Annotated in this window: 19 protein-coding genes and 1 tRNA gene; 10 read left to right on the plus strand and 10 right to left on the minus strand. The window is 65.3% G+C overall.

Features of this window, described 5'->3' with window-relative positions:
- Positions 1–5: 5 nt before the first annotated feature.
- Positions 6–1,724, minus strand: coding sequence for a heparinase II/III family protein (locus SO156_RS36680; protein ID WP_458144621.1), 1,719 nt, complete (start codon positions 1,722–1,724; stop codon positions 6–8).
- Between the two features lie 157 nt (positions 1,725–1,881).
- On the minus strand, positions 1,882–3,228 hold the full coding sequence (locus tag SO156_RS36685; RefSeq protein WP_498538178.1) for an RsmB/NOP family class I SAM-dependent RNA methyltransferase: 1,347 nt from the start codon (positions 3,226–3,228) through the stop codon (positions 1,882–1,884).
- A 193-nt stretch (positions 3,229–3,421) separates the two neighbouring features.
- Here SO156_RS36685 and SO156_RS36690 point away from each other — a divergent pair, with 193 nt between their 5' ends.
- Complete coding sequence (locus SO156_RS36690; protein WP_498538179.1) at positions 3,422–3,622, plus strand: DUF1674 domain-containing protein; 201 nt, start codon at positions 3,422–3,424, stop codon at positions 3,620–3,622.
- 49 nt (positions 3,623–3,671) lie between these two features.
- Entirely contained in the window at positions 3,672–4,265 is a 594-nt protein-coding gene (locus tag SO156_RS36695) for a thermonuclease family protein (RefSeq protein ID WP_458144624.1), read from the plus strand.
- A 47-nt stretch (positions 4,266–4,312) separates the two neighbouring features.
- On the opposite strand, the gene SO156_RS36700 is transcribed toward SO156_RS36695, so the two are convergent.
- Together SO156_RS36700 and acs are read right to left on the minus strand one after the other, a co-directional pair.
- Positions 4,313–4,828, minus strand: a complete 516-nt coding sequence (locus tag SO156_RS36700) for a L,D-transpeptidase (RefSeq protein ID WP_498538180.1) — start codon at positions 4,826–4,828, stop codon at positions 4,313–4,315.
- 423 nt (positions 4,829–5,251) lie between these two features.
- The gene (acs, locus tag SO156_RS36705; protein ID WP_498538181.1) at positions 5,252–7,204 is read right to left on the minus strand and encodes an acetate--CoA ligase; all 1,953 of its coding nucleotides are present in this window, start codon (positions 7,202–7,204) and stop codon (positions 5,252–5,254) included.
- 391 nt (positions 7,205–7,595) lie between these two features.
- On the opposite strand from acs, the gene SO156_RS36710 reads away from it, so the two are divergent.
- On the plus strand, positions 7,596–8,765 hold the full coding sequence (locus SO156_RS36710) for a DNA topoisomerase IB (RefSeq protein WP_458144627.1): 1,170 nt from the start codon (positions 7,596–7,598) through the stop codon (positions 8,763–8,765).
- Between the two features lie 129 nt (positions 8,766–8,894).
- Here the strand turns inward: SO156_RS36710 and SO156_RS36715 are convergent, their stop codons facing one another.
- Entirely contained in the window at positions 8,895–9,353 is a 459-nt protein-coding gene (locus tag SO156_RS36715) for an SRPBCC family protein (RefSeq protein WP_458144628.1), read from the minus strand.
- A 114-nt stretch (positions 9,354–9,467) separates the two neighbouring features.
- On the opposite strand from SO156_RS36715, the gene SO156_RS36720 reads away from it, so the two are divergent.
- Positions 9,468–10,550, plus strand: coding sequence for an adenylate/guanylate cyclase domain-containing protein (locus tag SO156_RS36720; protein ID WP_498538182.1), 1,083 nt, complete (start codon positions 9,468–9,470; stop codon positions 10,548–10,550).
- A gap of 123 nt (positions 10,551–10,673) precedes the next feature.
- Here SO156_RS36720 and SO156_RS36725 read toward each other — a convergent pair whose 3' ends face one another.
- The 3 genes from SO156_RS36725 to tsaD all read right to left on the minus strand — a co-directional run bounded on the left by SO156_RS36725 (position 10,674) and on the right by tsaD (position 13,294).
- Positions 10,674–11,087, minus strand: coding sequence for an EVE domain-containing protein (locus tag SO156_RS36725; protein ID WP_498538190.1), 414 nt, complete (start codon positions 11,085–11,087; stop codon positions 10,674–10,676).
- A gap of 150 nt (positions 11,088–11,237) precedes the next feature.
- Positions 11,238–12,218: an NAD(P)H-dependent glycerol-3-phosphate dehydrogenase gene (locus SO156_RS36730; protein ID WP_458144631.1), complete on the minus strand. Its 981-nt coding sequence runs from the start codon at positions 12,216–12,218 to the stop codon at positions 11,238–11,240.
- Between the two features lie 2 nt (positions 12,219–12,220).
- Positions 12,221–13,294, minus strand: a complete 1,074-nt coding sequence (gene tsaD / locus SO156_RS36735) for a tRNA (adenosine(37)-N6)-threonylcarbamoyltransferase complex transferase subunit TsaD (protein ID WP_498538183.1) — start codon at positions 13,292–13,294, stop codon at positions 12,221–12,223.
- A 146-nt stretch (positions 13,295–13,440) separates the two neighbouring features.
- Between tsaD and SO156_RS36740 the strand changes: the two genes are divergently transcribed.
- From SO156_RS36740 to SO156_RS36765, 6 genes are all read left to right on the plus strand, one after another.
- On the plus strand, positions 13,441–14,187 hold the full coding sequence (locus SO156_RS36740; protein WP_458144633.1) for a uroporphyrinogen-III synthase: 747 nt from the start codon (positions 13,441–13,443) through the stop codon (positions 14,185–14,187).
- 74 nt (positions 14,188–14,261) lie between these two features.
- Positions 14,262–15,533 carry a COG4223 family protein gene (locus SO156_RS36745; protein ID WP_498538184.1) on the plus strand — a complete coding sequence of 424 codons (1,272 nt, stop codon included), beginning with the start codon at positions 14,262–14,264 and terminating at the stop codon, positions 15,531–15,533.
- A 21-nt stretch (positions 15,534–15,554) separates the two neighbouring features.
- Positions 15,555–17,381 carry a heme biosynthesis protein HemY gene (locus SO156_RS36750; protein WP_498538185.1) on the plus strand — a complete coding sequence of 609 codons (1,827 nt, stop codon included), beginning with the start codon at positions 15,555–15,557 and terminating at the stop codon, positions 17,379–17,381.
- A gap of 101 nt (positions 17,382–17,482) precedes the next feature.
- Positions 17,483–17,558, plus strand: a tRNA-Thr gene (locus SO156_RS36755).
- Between the two features lie 786 nt (positions 17,559–18,344).
- The gene (locus tag SO156_RS36760; RefSeq protein ID WP_498538186.1) at positions 18,345–18,731 is read left to right on the plus strand and encodes a hypothetical protein; all 387 of its coding nucleotides are present in this window, start codon (positions 18,345–18,347) and stop codon (positions 18,729–18,731) included.
- A 344-nt stretch (positions 18,732–19,075) separates the two neighbouring features.
- The gene (locus SO156_RS36765) at positions 19,076–19,297 is read left to right on the plus strand and encodes a response regulator transcription factor (protein WP_498538187.1); all 222 of its coding nucleotides are present in this window, start codon (positions 19,076–19,078) and stop codon (positions 19,295–19,297) included.
- 138 nt (positions 19,298–19,435) lie between these two features.
- Here the strand turns inward: SO156_RS36765 and SO156_RS36770 are convergent, their stop codons facing one another.
- Entirely contained in the window at positions 19,436–19,678 is a 243-nt protein-coding gene (locus SO156_RS36770; protein ID WP_458144639.1) for a hypothetical protein, read from the minus strand.
- 324 nt (positions 19,679–20,002) lie between these two features.
- Positions 20,003–20,347 carry an addiction module antidote protein gene (locus tag SO156_RS36775; RefSeq protein WP_458144640.1) on the minus strand — a complete coding sequence of 115 codons (345 nt, stop codon included), beginning with the start codon at positions 20,345–20,347 and terminating at the stop codon, positions 20,003–20,005.
- Positions 20,348–20,575: the final 228 nt, after the last annotated feature.

A 20,575-nucleotide genomic window follows, 5' to 3' on the forward strand; every position in this document is an offset into this window, starting at 1 on the left:
CGCGTCTAGAGCGGAAGTTCCGGTTCACGCCGGGCATTGCGACGAGCGTTGGTGACTTGAGGCGAGGCGGTGGAGCGGACAAAGCTCCAGCGGATCGAGGGGGCCTGGCGCGCGTCTTGCCGGATCACGATCTGCGCGGTGCGGCGCGGGCCGTCATTGCCGGCCAAAAACACGCTGTCCTCCAGATCGACCTTGTCGTCCATTGCCTCAAAGGTCCAGACCTCGCGATTCGGCAGCACCAGCATCACGCCGCGGGCGTCCGACAGCCGGCTCGCCTTCACCGCTGGATGCAAATGGAAGCGCAGGGCGAAATCGGCGTTCGCGCCCTTGAGCCGTCCGCCCTGCGGCGGCGACAGCGTGTCCTCGCCGTCGAGCCGCGCGCCGTCATTGGCGACCATCACCACACGCCGGTGGATCACGCCGAACTTGGCGAGGTAGCCGTCATGCGACGTCGTCAGCAGCGTGCCGTTCGCCACGACCTCGCGAAAATTCTCGACGACTGCCGGCCCGCTGATCACAGGCGCGCCGTGCAGCAGCTTCTTCATCGCCGACAGTTCGACGAACTGGCAGGACGATGTTTCGTGGTAGATCAGCGTCGAATGCGCTGCGGTGCCACGTGCGAATGGCCGCCAATTGTCGCGTCCCGTCGTCGGCATGCCGCAATTGGTCACCATGCGGCTCGTGCCCGAGGACAGTTCGAACGACAGGCAGCCGGCATGGGCGTCGTGGCTGACATTGGCTGGCGGCGGCGCGCCGGTATCCATGATCAATGTCAACGCTCCGGCGTCGAGGCGTTGGAAGCCGGTATGCGGCATGGTCGCCATCGGCGCGCCGTGGGTGTCGTCATAGGCGAGCAGCGTGGCGAGCAGATCCGACGGCGTCGCGCTCATGCCGTTGAACAGCGCAAAGTTGCCGTCGCCGTGCCGGAAGAAACGCAGCATCGGCATCATGCGGTCGATCGCGTTCAGCAGCGCCGGCGGTGGCGCGATGTTGCGCGCGGCAAAGGTCTGCCGCAGCGGCAGCAAATCGATCAGGAGCTCGATCAACGCGCCGGGATTGCGGGAGATGTGTCCGCCGTCGGGGAGGATTTGCCGTTGCAATTCGTCGGACAGTTTTCGCGAGGCGCTGCGGATGTGGCGCGCCTGGTTGGCGAGACAGAGCGAGGCGTAGCAGAGCGCGATCAACACTTGCAGCCGCGGCACCCCGTCGGGGATGTCGACCATCGCAAAACGGAGGTAGCGGATCTCGCGCGCCAGCGCCCGCAGGTAGCGGCGATAGAATTTGTTGTCGGTATCACCGAGCACCAGCGGCGCCTGCGACAGCAGCGAGATCACGCGCCGCGCCAGCACGTCGGCGCGGCGGGCCACGGCGCGGCGCTTGTTGGCGGGATTGGAGATCCAGTCCTCGACCAGCGCGCGGGCGTTGGCTCGCGTCAGCGCGGTGTCGGCGGCGCGCAAATGACGCAGCCATCCGAAGCCGAGCAGGGCGACCTCCCAGTCCTCTGACGGCGGCTCGAGATCGAAAATCGAGCGGCCGTGGCAATTGACGATCTTGCCGGCGAACACGAAGCGCCCGGCATAGATCTCGGCCGCGCGGGTCGCGTCCGCAGTGCGCAAGTCGTGCGGCGCGATGATCAGCCGGTCGGTGCGGCCTGGCCAGAGCCTCGACAGCGCCACGGGACCGCCGCTCGCGCGCGCAAGCATGTTCCGCGCGAAGCGGTTCATGACCAACGTCGAGATGCGTCTGCGTTGAGCGACCGACACGCCTTGCCTTGAAGGGGGAGAGGATTCCTGACGAATCCTTTTAATCCCAAAATCGGCCGGCTGACACCACCTTGAAAGGCGGCGAATCAGCGTCGGCGGCGTAAAATCCGGTGCAAAATCAGGATTTAACGAGCCGGGCGCCAAAGAACCCGTCGAGCCCGCCGAGCCGTGGGTCGGCGTTTGGCAAATGGCTCGGCAAGGTGCGCAGGTCGCCCGCGGTGGTAATGATCTCAGCTAGCCCCGAGACCTCGGACGGCTGAATCGGTACGCGGCGCAGCGCCGGCTCCGCTGCCAGCAGCGCGGCGATCGCCTGCTCGCCTTCCTCGGGCTCCAGCGAGCAGGTGCAATAGACCAGCGTTCCGCCCGGTTTGAGCAGCGAGACGGATTTGCGCAGCAGGCGCTGCTGAAGCGCCGTCAGCGCCGCGATGTCGGACTCCTGGCGCAGCCAGGCCACGTCCGGATGACGGCGGATCGTGCCGGTCGAGGTGCAGGGCGCATCGATCAGGATGCCGTCAAAGCCGTGCTGCGGACCCGCCCATTCCACGGCGTCGGCGACGACGGTTTCGGCCTGCAGCGACAGCCGCGCCAGGTTCTCGCGCAGCCGTGCCACGCGCGCCGGCGAGCGGTCTACCGCGACAACATTCGCGCCGGCGTGCACCAGCTGGGCCGTCTTGCCGCCCGGAGCGGCGCAGAGATCAGCGATGGACTTGCCAGCGACGTCGCCGAACAGTCGGGTCGGCAGCGCGGCCGCGGCGTCCTGGACCCACCATTGGCCCTCGCTGAAGCCGGGCAGCATGGTCACCGAGCCGTGCAGCAGCGTGCGCACGGTTCCGGTTGGCAGCACCTCGCCATGGAGGCGGCTTGCCCATTGCGCGGCGTCGGACTTCACGGTCAGATCGAGAGAGGGTTCGTGGCCGAGCGCGAGCGCCATCTCGCGCGCGGTGGTCTCGCCATAATGCGCGCTCCAGCGCGCGAGCAGCCAGGGCGGCAGGTCGAGCGATTGCGTCGCGACTTCCTCCACCAGCGCCTTGCCCTCTCGCGCGCAGCGCCGCAGCACGGCGTTGACGAGGCCGGCATAGCGCGCGGCACGGCGATCGGATTGCACCAGGCGGACCGAGAGATCGACAGCCGCGTGATCGGGAACATCCATCCAGAGAATCTGCGCGGCACCGATCAGGAGCGCGCTTTGCGCGCGCGGTGCCTCGCCGGGGATGCCTTTGTCGAGCAGGCGCGACAGCACGTGGCCGAGTGTGCCGAGCCGGCGCAGCACGGTCGCCACCATGCGCCGCATCAGCGCGCGGTCGCGATCGGCGAGCGTCTTCAGCCCGGGATGGGCGCCGCCACCGTCGAGTTGGTCATCGAGCGTGCGGTGCTTATGCAGGACACCATCGACGATATCGGCGGCGATCCGCCGCGCCGCGAGACCGGGCACTTCGGTAGGTGGAGCAAAACGTTGAGATGGCATGCGGAGGTAAGGTTCTGAGCGAGCGGCAGTTCCGCCGTGAGGGCGCATGCCTGAAGATGCGCATCTGTGGCATGCGAATATGCCAAATGTAAGAATCGGCTCTGGTTTTTTCAGCCCTGCATGACGATCTCTGCCCTATGCGCGGCGTTTTTTCCGATCGCGCGAGGCGCGCGCCTGGGCTAGGAAGCCAGAAATGAACGACACTCCGACCAGCCCTCCCCAGCGCAAGCCGTTGACTCCGGCCGCTCAGCGCGCGCTGGCGGAAGCCGAGGCACGCCGGCGGGCGGCTGCGGTCGATGCCGAAGCCGCACCAAAAGAGTTGCAGGGGCCGAAAGGTCCCGAGCCGACGCGCTATGGCGATTGGGAGCGTAAGGGCATCGCCTCGGACTTCTGAGACCGGCCGTCTCTTGCCGGCTCGCCCGACTCAGCCCTAGCGTCGGCCGATGTCTCCCCGCGACCGAATCAATTCCCATCGGCCATCGTTCGGCGGCGCGCCATTCGGCCGCCGTTTCTCAGGCCTGTTGCCGTGGATGTTCGTGGTCGTGGTCGCAACCGCGGTCGTGCTCACCTACCGGCACGGGACCCACTGGCCCGTGCCGCATGCCGGTGACGAACGGGCGCAGGACGCCGAGATCATCCTGCAGCACGCAGGCAATCCCGACATTCGCCAGTCGGTTGACGTCATCCGCACCATCGACGGCGACACTTTTGTCGCGCGCGTGCATCAACGCAACGGGCGCGATCTCGTTGCGCGGGTTCGCCTGCGCAGCATCGATGCGCCCGAATTGAAGGCGTCCTGTCGGGAAGAGCTGGACAAGGCCGAAGCTGCCACCGATGCGCTACGCAATCTGCTCGGCCAGGGCGGCGTCGTGATCTACAATCTTGGCCAAGAGAAATACGGACGCATTCTCGCCGATGTTGCCACCCAGCGCACGCCCAACGTGTCGGCAGCGCTGCTCGCTGGCGGTTACGCCCGCAGCTACAATGGCGGCCATCGCGGGGGCTGGTGCGCGCGCAGCTGGCGTTTCTGGCAATAAAAAAGCCGCGTAAAAAACGCGGCTTGTCGTCTCGAAGCAGTTCGTTCTCAGCGCGTCACGACGACCGTCGTGCCGACCGACACGCGGCTGTAGAGGTCGCTGATGTCGTCGTTGAGCATGCGGATGCAGCCGTAGGAGACGAAGCCGCCAACCGAGCCCGGCACGTTGGTGCCGTGGATGGCGTATTCGCCGCCGGCCAGCGTCATCGCCGCAACGCCCATCGGATTGCGTGGCGAGCCGCCAGGGATCACGTCGGGAAGCTGCGGCTTGTCGCGCTTCACTTCCGCCGGAGGCGACCAGGCCGGGTTACGATATTTGCCGTCGATGCGGGTGGTGCCGGCCCATTGTTTGCCGGACTTGCCAACGCCGACCGGGTAGCGCATCGCGTGCTCGCCATCGAGGATGAGATAGAGCCGCCGTTCATTGGTCCTGACCACGATGGTGCCCGGGGAATATTCGCCGCCGTGCAGCCCCACCATTTCCGGCCGCGCCTCGGCCGCCGTCGACATCAAGATCCCCGCTCCGATGGTGGCGGCCATTGCCACCGCAATCTTCATCGACATCACTTATTTCCTTATCCGGTGCCCCGAACGGGTCGTCGAAATCTACGCAAAATCCGGCAATCGCCCGCTCGCCCACACATTCTTAACCGCGCGCGTTAACCGGGTGGTTTCCACGCGTGCGCCTTGGGTCGAGCAAGCAGGGGGAACAAAGGAAAAGTTCGAATTAAAGTAAATGACCGGAAAACAACACTCGGCGGGAAAGACGCCGGCGCGTCCGCTCACGTCCTGACAAGTGCGTGAGGGCATGAGCCGGGCCGACGCTGCTGAAGCGAGGGACAGTCTCGTGTCCAGGACGCGCCGCAGCGCCTTAGCGCTGCTGCGCTGAGCCGGGACCTACGTCGCAAGGATTGATGGTGATGCTGTGGGCCCCGGCTCAGCAGCGCAATACTTCGCATTGCGCTGCGTCCGGGGCATGCGACCTGCTTACGTCGACGTCTGCTTCTTGTTCTGGCGGTTCTTGACGAGGTCGTCGACCACGGCAGGATCGGCGAGCGTCGAGGTGTCGCCGAGGCTGCCCGGCTCGTCCTCGGCGATCTTGCGCAGGATGCGGCGCATGATCTTGCCCGAGCGCGTCTTGGGCAGACCGGGGGCGAACTGGATCTGGTCGGGCGAGGCGATCGGGCCGATCTCCTTGCGCACCCAGGTCACGAGCTCTTTGCGCAGATCTTCCGTCGGCTCGACGCCGGCCATCAGGGTGACATAGGCGTAGATGCCCTGGCCCTTGATGTCGTGCGGGAAGCCGACCACGGCGGCCTCCGAGACCTTCTCGTGCGCAACCAGCGCGCTCTCGACCTCGGCAGTCCCCATGCGGTGGCCGGAGACGTTGATGACGTCGTCGACGCGGCCGGTGATCCAGTAATAGCCATCGGCGTCGCGCCGGCAGCCGTCGCCCGTGAAATACTTGCCCTTGTAGGTCGAGAAATAGGTCTGCTCGAAACGGGCGTGATCGCCATAGACCGTGCGCATCATGCCCGGCCATGATCGGGTCAGACAGAGGTTGCCGGTGGTCTCGCCGTCCAGCACCTTGCCGTCGGCATCGACGATCTCCGGCACCACGCCGAAGAACGGCAGCGTCGCCGAGCCCGGCTTGAGCTTGGTCGCGCCCGGCAGCGGCGTGATCAGGATGCCGCCGGTCTCGGTCTGCCACCAGGTGTCGACGATCGGGCAGCGGTCGTCGCCGACCACGCGGTGGTACCACTCCCAGGCTTCCGGATTGATGGGCTCGCCGACCGAGCCGAGCAGGCGCAGCGAGGCGCGCGAGGTCTTCTTCACCGGCTCGTCGCCCGACTGCATCAAGGCGCGGATCGCGGTCGGCGCGGTGTAGAAGATGTTGACCTTGTGCTTGTCGATGACGTTCCAGAACCTGGAATTATCGGGGTAGTTCGGCACGCCTTCGAACATCAGCGTGGTCGCGCCATTGGCCAGCGGACCGTAGAGAATGTAGCTGTGGCCGGTGACCCAGCCGACATCCGCCGTGCACCAGTAGACGTCGCCGTCGTGATAGTCGAACACGTATTGATGCGTCATCGCGGCATAGACGAGATAGCCGCCCGAGGTGTGCAGCACACCCTTCGGCGTGCCCGTCGAGCCCGAGGTGTAGAGGATGAACAGCGGATCCTCGGCGTGCATGTGCTCGGCCGGGCACTCCGTCGTCACCATCTTGGCCGCGTCGTCGTACCAGAGGTCGCGCGACGGCGACATGTCGACCTTGCCGCCGGTGCGCTTGACGACGATGACCCAGTCGACGCCCTCGGTCTTGGCGAGCGCCGCATCGACATTGGCCTTCAGCGGCACCTTCCTGCCGCCGCGCAGGCCCTCGTCGGCGGTGATGATCACCTTGGATTTGCAGTCGTTGATGCGCTGGGCAAGGCTGTCGGGCGAGAAGCCGGCGAACACCACCGAGTGAATCGCGCCGATCCGCGCGCAGGCCAGCATCGCGTAGGCGGCCTCGGGGATCATCGGCAGGTAGATGGTGACGCGATCGCCTTTCTTGACGTTGCGGGTGCGCAGGATGTTGGCCATCCGGCAGACCTCGTCATGCAGATCCTTGTAGGTGATGTGCTTCGACTGCGAGGGATCATCGCCTTCCCAGATGATCGCGGTCTGGTTGGCGCGCTTGGCGAGGTGCCGGTCGATGCAGTTCCAGGCGACGTTGAGGACGCCGTCTTCAAACCATTTGATGGAGACGTTGCCGGGTGCGAAGGAGGCGTTCTCGATTCTGGTCGGTGCCTTCATCCAGTCGACGCGCTTGGCCTGCTCGGCCCAGAAAGCGTTCGGGTCTGAGATCGAGCGGGCGTACATGTCCTTGTACTTGGCCTGATCGACCCAGGCGCGCTTCGCCCAATCTGCCGGCACGTCGTAGATCTTCTCGGACATGTTTTCCTCCACCAAACGGCAAGCTCAACGCCACGCCGACATCATTTGAAAGATTATGCGTCGGGCTAACCGCGCCCGACAAGGAGGACAAGCTGGACCTTCGGCGGGCATCCGGCCATGCGAAACATCAAGGTCAGTGAGGGCGGCTGTCGCAAATCTGAGACAACCGGCGCGAGGGCTATTTCGCTCTTTACCGAACCTTGCGGAAGCGGCGACGCAGACCCTCCATGCACCCGGAAGAGGTATTTGGCAACCTCTCGTCACTGATTCGGGACTCGCAATGCCGTTCGGAACCTCCTAAATGGCCTGACCGGGGTCCAACGAGACCCCTGGGAACAAAAATCAAAACAACAGCATTGTTCGATAACAGGCGGAGCTAAGGCGTAAGACTATGATGGATCAGCAGAATTTCGGGACGATGCGGCCCGCTTCAGCCGATCCCGCCGCAATTGCGCTCGCCAAAGCCCTCGGACAATGGCCGAAACCGACTGGTTTCAGGCGTCCCGGCCCCAAGAAGATCTTCGATACGGCACCTTCGACCTCGGTCGAGGCGCTGGCCAGGGAATTGGGCCTGCGGCTCGGCGACCAGAACGAGCTGACCATCCGCCGCATCAAGCGCGGCAAGGGCTATTCCTTCGTCCGCCCCAACGGCGCCCATATCCGCGACGCCCGCACCATCCGCCGGCTCCACGCCATGGCGGTACCGCCGGCCTATCGCGAGGTGCGCTACTCGGCCGACCCGAGCTCGCATCTGCAGGCGGTGGGGCGCGATGCCGCAGGGCGGCTGCAATATCGCTATCACGCCGACTGGGAAAAGGTGCGCGAGCAGCGCAAGGCGCATCGCCTGGAAAAGCTCGTCGGCGCGCTGCCGAAGATCCGGCGTAAGGTCTCGATGTTCCTCTCCGGCGAGGAGCCGACGCGCGAGTTCGCGCTCTCGGCGGTGATCGAGCTGATCGCCCGCACCGCGATCCGTCCGGGCAATGAATCCTACGCGCGCCTCAACGGCACCCGCGGCGCCACCACGCTGCTGAAGTCCAACGTTACGCTGGAAGACGACTCCTTCGTGCTGACGTTCAAGGCCAAGGGCGGCAAGGCGGTGCGGAAGGAATGTGGCGCGGCCAAGCTGGTCCGCGCCATCGGCATTCTGCAGGGCGTTCCAGGCAAGCGCATGTTCCAGTATCGCGATGCCTCCGGCACCGTGCGCTCGGTGAATACCACGCAGGTGAATGCGTTCCTGCGCGAGATCGCCGGCATCAAGATTTCGCTCAAGGATTTTCGTACCCTGATGGCCTCGGCCGTCGTCGTGGAATCGCTGTCGCGGATCACGCCGGCGACCAGCCAGCGCGGCCGCAAGCGCCAGGTCCTGGACGCGATCCGTGCCGCTGCCGACCAGCTCTCCAATACGCCGGCGATCTGCCGCAGGAGCTACGTGCACGACACCATCGTCACCGCGTTCGAGGACGGTATCCTCGAGCGTTTTGCCGCGACGATGAAGGGCCAGCGCTCGCAGGCCAGGCGCGAGCAGCTCCTGGCGCAGGTGGTGGCGACGGCCGCGGTGTAACCAATCTGCCCTGTCGTAGGGTGGACAAAGGCGCGAAGCGAGGGTGCCCACCATCTCTCCGCGATCACGACAGAAGTGGTGGGCACGCTTCGCTTTGCCCACCCTACGAATTCCGCCGAGTAACGCCCGCTACATCTTGCCCTCAGACTTCATCACATCGGGCCCGGGATCTCGGCCCCCGGCCGCGAGGCTCAACCGACCCAGATAATGGGCCCAGCCCTTGCTGTGGGCTTCGCATTGTTCTGCGGTCGGCAGGCCGCTATGCGTCATGCGCAACAGCGTGCCGCCATCGCGTTCGATCAGGTCAATCTCGACCAGGCTCGAGCCGGGTGGCACTTCCTGACCGCCCTCCCAACCGAACGTGTAGGCGAGCCGATGCACCGGCACGACCTCGCGAAACGCGCCGCGGGCGGCGCCGCCGCGCTGGCCAATGCCCTTGAGCAGGTAAAGTCCGCCAGGTTGCGTCTCGAACGTCGCCTCCGAGCCCATCCAGTTCACGATTTTGTCGGGGTCGGCGAGGTAAGCGAAGACAGTGGCACGCGGGGCCGCGATGTGGGTCTCGCGGCGGACTATGAATGGATCAGTCATCGGCGTCGGTTCCCTGGCTGCACCAGGCAGATGGCGCCGCGACAACGCCTCTTCAAGGCCCGCCATCAACGATAGGTCGTGACAAGAATGGCGGGCAGACCGCATGATCGCGCCATGCAGTTGTCCTCGACGCTCGCCTGGCTCGTCGATGCCGCTGCCGAGACCACGGGTGCCGACCGGTTGCTCGCGGATCTCGGCGCGCATCTGGTTGCGGATGGATTGCCGCTCGTCGCGGGCAGCCTGACATTGGACGTCCCGCATCCCCTGATCGCACAGCGAACCTGGCTGTGGCGCGCCGAAAGCGGCGAGGTCGTCGAAGCTCTCGGATTTGTGCCGGGCGCAGCCGCACTTGCGCCGCGCAACGACGCCGGCCGGCGCTGGCTGAGCGCGACAGCCGCCGGCATCGTCCACGAAGACACGATCGGGCCGCGTCAGGACGGGCCGTTGCTCGGCTGGATCGGGCCGCGCCCGTTCACGCCGCGCGAGATCGACGATCTCCAGCAAGCCGCGCGCTTTGCCACCGCACCGCTCGCCGTGCTCGCCGCACGGGCCACGCTGGCAGCAGCGCTCGAAGCCTATCTCGGCCGGCGCAGCGCAGAGCGCGTGCTGGCGGCGCCGCTACGTCGCGATCTCGGCGAAACCATCCAGGCTGCACTGCTCTATGCCGACCTGCGCGACTTCACCGCGCTGTCGGAAGGCAATCCGCCGGCTGCAGTCATCTCGGCGCTCGATGCCTGGTTCGATCGCATCGCGGGCGCGGTGCACGCCTTTGGTGGCGAGGTGCTGAAATTCATCGGCGATGGCGTGCTGGCGATTTTTCCGGTCGTGGGCGCATCACCGCGTGAGGCTTGCAGCGCCGCCTTGCGCGCGGCGACCGCGGCGCGCGCCGGCATGATGCATTTGAATGACGAACGGCGCCGCCAGGGATTGCCGTCGCTGTCGTTCGGCGCCGCGCTTCATCTCGGCGAGATGTTGTGGGGCAATATCGGCGCCGCCAATCGGCTGGATTTCACAGCGATCGGTTCGGCCGTCAATTTGGCGAGCCGGCTCGAGGGATTGTGCAAGCCGCTCGGCAAGACGGTTCTGGTGTCGGGTGCGCTGGCCGCCGAGACCGACACGCCATTGCTGCCGCTCGGGGTGCATTCGCTTCGCGGCATAGCATCACCTTGCGAGATCTTCGCGCTGCCGGAAAGTTGACGAAGTAGTTGGCTGCCGTAGGGGCGCGCTCTTGCGCGCCGTGCCCACCATCTCTCAATGATTGGGAAAGAAGAGGTGGGCACGCTTCGCTTTGCCCACCCTACAATTCGGCGACGGCAGCGGCTACAGCCCGCCCATCTTGCAGACGAGCTTCCATTCATCTGCCGTCACTGGCTGCACCGAGAGGCGCGAATATTTCACCAGCGCCATGTCGGCGAGCTTCTTGTCGGCCTTGACCGCGGCCATCGTCACTGGCGTCTTCAAGGGCTTGTCGGCCTTGATGTCGACGCAGACGAACTTGCCGGTCTTGTCGGTCGGATCGGGATAGGCCTCCTTGATGATTTCCGCGATGCCGACGATCTCCTTGCCCTCGTTGGAATGATAGAAGAACGCCTTGTCGCCCTTCTTCATGTTCACGAGATTCTGCCGCGCGGTGAAGTTGCGCACGCCGGTCCAGGCCTCGCCCTTGGCGCCCTTGGCGACCTGCTGGTCCCACGACCAGACGGACGGTTCGGATTTCACCAGCCAGTAATTCATAATGCGTCCCATCCGTTCGTCATGGCCGGGCATAGCCGTCCGAAGGACGGCGTCGCTTCGCTCGCCTATGTCCCGGCCATCCACATCTTTGCCAGGTACTCAATATCAAGACGTGGATGCCCGCGACAAGCGCGGGCATGACGTCGGAAATCATTCCTCTGCCTTGAAGGGGCGCGTCAAAAGTCCGGATATTGCGGCGTCGATCGTGCTCTTGCCGCTCAGGATCGCCGCCACCGCTTCTGATACCGGCATCTCGATATTTTGCGAAGATGCGAGCTCGATCAGCACGGGTGCGGTGAATTCGCCTTCGGCGAGCTTGCCGGCTGGCGGCGCCTCGCCGCGCCCGAGCGCAAGCCCGAGCGCAAAATTGCGCGACTGCGGGCTTGAGCAGGTCAGGATCAGGTCGCCAAGGCCGGACAGGCCTGCAAGCGTCTCGCTACGCGCGCCGAGCGCACGGCCGAAGCGGGCGAGTTCGGCAAAGCCGCGCGTGGTCAACGCAGCCTGCGCGGAGGCGCCGAGCTTGCGTCCAACCGCGATGCCGACCGCGATCGCCAGCACGTTCTTGGCCGCACCGCCGATCTCGACGCCGCGCACGTCGGTCGAGTGATAGGGGCGGAAGGTCGGCGAGCCCAGCGCCTGCACCAGGGAGCTAGCGAGCTGCTCGTCTTTCGCGGCCAGCGTCACCGCCGTCGGCTGGCCGCGCGCGACGTCATCGGCAAAGCTCGGTCCCGACAGGATCACAGGCTGCGCGAGGGGCGCGGCTTCCGCGATCACGTCGGTCATGAATTTGTGCGTGCCGTGCTCGATTCCCTTGGCGCAGGCAATGACCGGTGTTGGTTTTGTCAAATGCGGCGCCAGCGTGTTGGCCGCGCCGCGCAGGTGCTGCGCGGGCGTCACGATCAACAGGATCTCTGCGCGCGCCGCGAGCGCCAGCTCGCTCGTCACCACGATGTCGGGAGACAATTTTACGCCAGGAAGCCGCGGATTTTCGCGCGACGATGCGATCCGGCCTGCGTGCTCGGAATTACGTGCGCACAGCGTCACGGTTCTTCCCGCCCGTGCAGCGACAGCCGCCAGCGCCGTGCCCCAGGCTCCCGCGCCGATCACTGCGACGGACTGAAAGGCTGTCATCGCTAGAATCCCGCGCGCGTGTTGGCGTAGCCTTTGGGCGCCGTCGCGGTTGCATCGAGCAGCCAGCGTGCGCGGGGCTGGGCGTCCATCGTGTCGGTGAGGCCGAGCGCGAGACGCTCGGCGCCGGCCCATGCGATCATCGCGCCGTTGTCGGTGCAGAGCGCGGGCGGCGGCATGATCAGCCGCGTTCCGGCTGCATCGGCAACGTCCTGCAACGCCCTGCGGATCGCCTGATTGGCGGCGACGCCGCCGGCCGCGACGAGCGCTTGCGGCGCGCCGAACTGCTCGCGGAACAACTTTAAGCCCATGCTCAGGCGGTCTGCGGTCGAGTCGAGCACCGCGGCCTGAAAGCTCGCACAGAGATCGCTGATGTCCTGTGGCTCGAGTGGAACGATCCGGCTCGCTTCGTTGCGCACCGCCGTCTTCAATCCCGACAGTGAGAAATTGGCATCGGGCCGTCCCTGCATCGGCCGCGGAAACGCAAATCGCGTCGCATCGCCGTCGGCTGCGGCGCGCTCGACCTGCGGTCCGCCGGGATAAGGCAGCCCGAGCATCTTGGCGACCTTGTCGAAGGCTTCGCCGATCGCATCATCGACGGTGGTGCCGAGCCGAATATATTGTCCGACGCCGACCACGGCGACGATCTGGGTATGGCCGCCCGAAGCCAGGAACAGGCAGTAGGGGAATTCGAGGTGATCGGTCAGCCGCGGCGTCAGTGCATGCGCCTCGAGATGGTTTACCGCGACGAGGGGGGTGTCGTGCACCATCGCAATCGCCTTTGCCGTGGTGAGCCCGACGATCACGCCGCCGATCAATCCCGGTCCGGCCGCGGCCGCGACACCCGACAACTCGGCGAAGCCGACGCCGGCCTCCTTCATCGCGCGGTCAATAATACCGTCGAGCAGGTCGACATGGGCGCGCGCAGCGATCTCCGGCACCACGCCGCCGAAGCGGGCGTGCTCCTCGACCTGCGAGCGCACGATGTTGGAGAGAATCCTGCCTTCGCCGTCGCCTGTGCGCGCGATCACGGCTGCGGCGGTTTCGTCGCAGGTGGTTTCGATGCCCAATACCAGCATTGGCGAATTGTTATCCAATTTGCGCCCTTGCGCTCTTCCGCAAAGCAGAGTTCTGGTACGTCCGGTAGCATTCCGGGGTCGCCAAAGGCAATCGCGCCTTACAACTTCTGGAACACCAGGTTGCGGTGCGCCGGAGAATAGAGATCATGGCCATTCTTGTCACACGGCCGCATCCCGACAATGAGGCCACCGCGGCAGACTTGCGTGCCCTGGGCTATGTGGTGCTGCTGGCGCCAGCGCTCAAGTTCGAGCCGGTCGCGTTTCGTGACGAAAGCGAGGCAAGCTATAGTGGCATCATCGTCACGTCGGCGAACGCGATACGAGCCATCGCGCCGCAATTGCCGGAGCTTCGTCTGTCGAAGCTGCCGCTGTTCGCGGTCGGCGAGCACACCGCGAGCGCCGCGAGCGAGGCCGGCTTTACCGAGGTCATCGTTGCCGGCGGCGATGCTGCGGCATTAAGGGACAAGGTGCTGCAAAGCGCGCGCGACAAGGTCGTGAAGAAAAAGAGCACGCTGCTTTATCTCGCGGGCGCGGATCTGTCGCGCGATCTCTCGGCCGAGCTCGGTGCGGAGGGGTTCAACGTGGCGACGCAAACCATCTATCGCATGGCGCCGGTCAAGCATCTGCCGCGCGAGGTCTGCGAAGGGTTTGCCGCCGATGGCATCCGAGCCGTCTTGCATTATTCGCGGCGCAGCGCGCGCGCCTTCCTGGATGCAGCACGCGACGAGGGGGTCGAAATCTCCGCATTGTCGATTCCGCAGTGCTGCCTGTCCGAGAGCATTGCCGGCGTGCTCCGCGAGGCCGGCGCGACGCAGGTTGCGGTCGCGGCCTCGCCGGACGAAAATGCCTTATTTGAGACCTTGGCGCGTGCTTTGCGCACCCGTTTGGCGTAAGAGAACGGGCCGAATCCTTGAGTTGAGGGGTCCGGTCCGAGTACGTCGCTTGCAAGTGTGAGGGAAACGTCACGATGGCCGAAGACAAGCCTGAAGACGCAGGATTGGCCCCCGAGTCAGGTCGTGCAAAGCGCACTCCGCCCACCATCGATCTCGAGGCGACCGAGGTGTCCACCCAGCCGCAGCAGGCGGCTGATGAGCCGGAGCCGGAGCCGGCCGAGGCCGATGCGGCCAAAGCCGAATCGGTCGCGGCCGAGGCAGCCAAGCCCGAAACAGCCAAGCCCGAAGCAGCCAGGCTGGAAGACGAGCCCGAACGCGCCGAGGCCCAGGCCGCGGTGCCTCCGACGTCTAAGCCGGTGTCCCCCTGGGTCATCGCGCCGCTGTCGGGCGCGGTTGCAGCCGCGCTGGTGATCGCGGTCGGCTGGATGCTGGGCTGGCCCCAGGTCGGCCAGGAACCTGTGCAAGCTCCATCGGCGGCGCCGCAGGTTACGACTGCGACGGTCGATGCATTGAGCGGGCGCGTCGCCGCTGTCGAGACCAAGGTCAACAAAGCAGCGGCTCCAGCGGTGGACCCGGCCGCAGTGGCGCGGCTCGACGCGCTGGACAAATCCGTCGCCGCCTTGCGCAGCGACATTGCGAGCCTGCGTACGCAATCGGACAAGCTTGGCAGCGCACTGAACGACGTGAAGTCGGCGCCGCGCGACGCGGGCGCCGGGCCGGATCTGTCTGAGATCAACGATCGCATCGCGCAGCTCGAACGCACCATCAAGGCCGAGCGCGCCGAGCTTACACAGCAGGGCGAGAAGATCGCCGATGCGAAGTCCACCGACGACAAGGCGATGCGTCGCGTCGTTGCGGCGGCGCTGCTCGACGTTGCCGTCCGTCACGGCGATGGCTATGCAGCGCAGCTCGCGGCAGCTAAATCCTTCGCGCCCGATCCGCAGGCGTTGAAGCCGCTCGAGACGTTCGCGTCCACAGGCGTCCCGTCTCCGGTCGCGCTGAGCCGCGAGCTCCTCAACATCGTGCCGAAGTTGTCGCCGCCGGCGGAGGCGCAGACCAGCGGCGGCATTATCGAACACCTTCAGGCGGGCGCCTCAAAGCTCGTCCGCATCGAGCGCACCGACGGTGTCGGCAATGATCGCGGCGCAATCGTCGCGCGGGTGACCGCGGCGGCGCTGCGCAACGATTTCGAAACGGCGCGGCGCGAGCTGAAGGGCTTGCCGGAATCCGATCGCGAAGCCGCAAAGGCCTGGCTCGACAAGGCCGATGCGCGCGATGCCGCACTCGCCGCATCCCGCAAATTCGCCGACGATGCCATGGCGGATCTCGCCAAACCCGCGCAATAGACCGCGCCTGAAGGGATCACCATGCTTCGCGTCGTATCGTTCCTCATCCTCATCGCACTTGCCGCGGCCGGCGCGGCCTGGGTTGCCGATCAGACCGGCGATATCATCCTGACGTGGGGTAATCTGCGCGCCACGACGACAGTGCCGGTGTTCGCGTTCGCGCTCGGCGTCCTTGCGGTGGCTGCCATAGTCGCCTGGAGCATTTTGAGCGGGGTCTGGCGAACGCCGGCGCGGATGCGTCGCCGTCGTCACGAGAAGCGTCAGGCGCGCGGCCGTCACGCCATCACCCATGGCCTGCTGGCGATCGGCCACGGCGACACCGCGCTCGCGCGCCGCCACGCCGAAGCGGCGCGGCGGCATGCGCCCGACGATCCTTTGGCGCTGCTGCTGCATGCACAGTCGGCGCAGCTCGACGGCAATCGTGAGGAGGCGCAGCGCGCTTTCCGTTCCATGGCCGAACGTCCCGACACGCGGCTGCTTGGCCTGCGCGGCCTTTTCATCGAGGCGCAGCGTGCCGATGACGCGGTCTCCGCGGTGATGATCGCGGAGGAGGCGATCAAGCTGTCGCCGTCCTCGACCTGGGCCTCGCAGGCGGTGCTCGGTTTCCGCTGTGCCCGCAGCGACTGGAGCGGCGCACTCGCGATCCTCGATTCAAATCTCTCGGCAGGCCTGATCGACAAGAAGGCCTGGCGCCGGCAGCGCGGCGTGCTGCTCACCGCGCGTGCGCTCGAGCTCGAGACCATGGACCGCGACGTCGCGCGCGAGAGCGTGATGGAAGCGGTGAAGCTCGCGCCGACGCTGGTGCCGGCTGCTGCCCTTGCCGCGAAATTCGAGAGCGAGGCGCACCAGGTGCGTCGCGCCATGAAGCTGGTGGAAGCCGCCTGGCTCGCGCATCCGCATCCCGATCTCGCGGACGCCTATGCGCATGTGAAGCTCGGCGATTCCGCGCGGCAGCGCTTGCAGCGGATCGAGACGCTGTCGGCCAAGACGCCCGGACATGTCGAGGGCCAGCTCGCACTCGCGCGCGCCGCGATCGACGCATCCGAATTTGCCCGCGCGCGCGAGGCGCTGGCGCCGCTGATCAACGATCCGACCCAACGGGTTGCGCTGCTGATGGCGGAGATCGAGCGCGCCGAGCACGGCGATAGCGGCCGGGCGCGGGCCTGGACCTTGCGCGCCGTGCGCGCGCGTCACGACCCGGCCTGGACCGCCGACGGCTATGTCAGCAACCGCTGGCGTCCAGTTTCGCCGGTTACTGGCCGGCTCGACGCCTTCCAATGGCAGACGCCGGTGGCAAGTCTGCCCTCGGACAAGGGCACGACGATCGAGGCCTCCCCGTTCGAGGAGGCCATGCTGGCTGCCCCGCCGCCGAAGCGGATCACCGTGAGCAGCGAGGCGCTGGAACCGGTCCCGCCAGCGCCTGCGCCCGCCGCGCAGGACAATCTGCCGCCCGCGCCCAAGCCTTTGGAAGCCAAGCCTTTGCAAGCCAAGCCTTTGGAAGCCAAGCCTTTGGAAGCCAAGCTTCCGGAAGCCAAGACTGACGCCCAGATCGAAGCCAAGTCGGTCGACGTGAAGGCGCCCGAGCCGGCTATTTCGGCAACTGAGGCCAAACCGGGCCCAGGGCCCGCCGAATCAGGCCCCATTGCGGCTACGCCCGTATTCCGTGCCCGAGCCGACCTCGGCAAGCCAGCGTCCTCCCCGATTCCCGCCGTCATCCCGATCATCCGCGCGCCAGATGACCCCGGGATCGATGACGAGGGGCCCAGCGATGAATTTACGGAACAAATCGGCACGCCGAAGGCCCAGGCCGGCGGCTGGCGGGGTTTCTGGTCCCGCTGGGGCCGCTGATCGGCAAGTTCGGCCCGGCTTGACCTTGCCAAGCCCGGCCATGCCCGATATCAGGGGCGCGCGTAGTTGGGGCCGCATGTCGTATCGGCCCCCAAGGGTCCGCCGCAATAGCTCAGTTGGTAGAGCACGTCATTCGTAATGACGGGGTCGGGGGTTCGAGTCCCTCTTGCGGCACCATTCAACTCACTGATTAAATTACGTATATTGTAGTAGTGTTTTTGACCGTCAGTTCGCCCGACTCGAATGGAACCACCGCGTAACCACGGCTAAACCGCCCGCAGAGCCACCCGCGTACCGCTACCATGGCGCTGGGCGGTGCAGCGGTGAGGGTAATGGCAGGCGTTTGGAACGTCGCACCATTGGTGAGCGCATTTTTTATCCGCGGGGATCTTCTGCGGATCCGTGCTTTTTCGTCGGCTGAAGCGCGGCACTAATGGGGCGCGAACCAGCGCGCTGTAGCAGCACTTCTCACTCCAGAACCTTTTACTCGAACGCGACGCCCTCGGGGTCGTTCTCCTCGAACCATTTCTCGGCGGCATCTACATTGGCGAACACCTTGATGACCAGCACCGTTTCTCGCCTGACGTTCCGAAGACCGCCGAAGAGGTCGAACTGGAAGACATCATCCGAGAGCTGGCTTATCGGCTTGAGGATGCCCGCGAAGGCAGCGCCGAGTACAGAGGTTTGTCGAACGTCAGCTCACCGACATCTTCCACGGCAGCGAGCTTGGCGGTCTCATCATCGAAGAGTACGAGATGCGCGGAGTTGGCGGTGCCTCGACGCCGCCAACGCCCGCCGCAAAATACAAATCGCTAGCAGCGTCGTTCACGTAGATGTACGTGAGGTTTGTTTGATCCAAGTCAAGGCCGCGAAGCTCCCGCACGCGAGGCTTCAGACAGACCCGTGGCTCGGTGCGATGTGCGGTGTCCGCGGTGTTCCGCTCTCGAAAGAAGGAGAACGCTAATGTTGCGTCGGATTCTCATCGCTTCGGCAGCCGCAGCCATGCTGCTGGTCACCTTCACCTCCGATGACGCATTCGCCCGCGGCGCCCGCGGCGGCGGCATGCGCGCCGGAGGTTACCACGGCGGTGGTGCCGTGCGAGCAGGAGGCTACCGCGGTGGCGCGGTAGCCGCTCGCGGATACCGGGGCGGCGCTGTCGCTGTGCGCGGCGGGCGCTACGGCTATCGGGGTGCGTATGCAGGGGCGTATCGCGGCTACCGCTACGGGGTCGGTGCGGCGGCGGTTGGAGCCGCCGCGGTCGGCGCGGCTGCGGCGGGAGCCTACTACCGCGGCGGCTGCGGCTACGACGCTTACGGCAACTGGGTTTGCCCCGGCGGGTATCCGTACTGAGCGGCGACGCCGCTTGGCCTAAGCCGCCGATGCAGTGGCCACGCGCCGTAGGCAGAGGTTGGCTCCATTCCCCATCGCACCTCCATGCCGAGAACCATTGACTAGGGCTCGGCATTGATCTGCATCAAAATTTGGTCGGGGCTGATCCTGTTAGCGAGGGGCATGGGGCGTGTAGATCGTCTGTTCATTGCGCTACTCTTGCTAGCCGCGCTGGGAGCGCTGGCCATTGCCATGTTCTTGCCGGACTGAATGCGCTTGCACTCCACTGCCGGTCGTCCCAAATGCGTTTGTGCACTTGGCGCATTGAAACAGGCCCGACGGCGCCGAGCCCAGATAAATGGCCGATGAGCAAACTGCCGCTAAGTCCGCGCGAGAAGCAGCTCCTGAGGCGCTTCGCCGCTGGGAAGACTGATGCTCAGATCGCCGAGCGACTTGGCGGGACCGCCAAGCAAGTCGGACAACAGCGAACGCGCTTGCTCGCCAAGCTGGGCGTCAGCCCACCAGCCGAGATCGCGGACGCGGCCGAGCGATTGGCAAGTTGGAGAACCTACAAAGGTGTAACGTAGAGATTGCTTGCATGCGGCAAAGACTGACGCACTGTCGGGCTTCACTAAACGGAATTCCGCATCCGGCCTGCTCAATCACGTCGGTCCAATCGGAACGTACTGGCGTCCGGCTGTAAGATCGAACGCCAGTGGAAGTCCTCATTCGTACAAGGCGCAGACCCCACCTTGCCATCGCACGCATCTGCGAACGGCTCGGCGGGTTTGACGGATGGTAGTTCTGGCCACGCATACGCCGTTGACTCGCGTCCTGCCCGGACCACAAGCGGCGGCAATTTGCGTGATCATATCATTGTCCGTTTGAGCGATCGGTGCAGGCGTCATGGCTTGCACCGATGTTGCAATCGAAAGCGCAAAGCTCGCAATAGCGAACAGCTTGATCATTTCTTGTCCTCCTTGACCCGCGATCAGTCCGCGTCCCTCCGCCGGGATGACAGGCGCGCAGGTTGTTGCGGTGCCCCATTGAATGCTTTCAGCGCCCATCATCGGGCGCTTGAGGCAGATCAATAGTCCCGCACGACCGGCGGGTCAGCTGCGCGCCGACGAGGTGATCACTGGGAGTGAAGAATGAACTTCAATAAGCGTGCGTTCGCTTTTTCTGTTTTATGGACCGTGATTTTAGCGGTGCTGATGGTCTGGCTATATGGTGTCGTTCATCATTGACGCGCTGCCGGTCCACACATTGGCCTGCGGTTGCAGTTTGCCCCCTCAGTCCAGATCAAACGCAGTTGGCGGCTGGGGCGTTTGGTCGCCCGAATTACGCGCCTGAGCGTTCTGGCGCGCTATCACGCGCAACTCAAATCCCATCGCGCCGAGAACGTGCAGGACTGTGCTGAAATTGGGATGCTTCTCTTCTCCGGCGAATGCGCGATAGAGGCTTGTCCTTTCGATGCCAGCACGGCGCGCGAGGTCTGCAATGTTGTGCTGCCGAGTGGCTGCCCCAATTGCGTGACAGATCTCCACGATGTCGCCGGTCTCCAATGCGCCATTGATGCGTTCTGCGATCACTCTGCGATTTGTTCGAGATGATCTGATGGATTGCTTCGCAATCATGCGGACATACGCCTTTTAACAAAAAGGCCGGGCAAGCCTGCCCGGCCTATTGTGCTGACAAAAACGTCTAGAAGAAGGTCAGTATTTCGCCGCGACGGGAGGATAGCCGTAGCCGCCGAAGCGATAGTTAAAGCGCACTGTGACCATATCAACGTCCTGACTAACCCGATCGCCGAGGAGGGTGGCCCCACTGGGCAGTAGCACGCCTGTGAAGGTGCGGTCGTCATG

Source organism: Bradyrhizobium sp. UFLA05-125 (assembly GCF_059803515.1).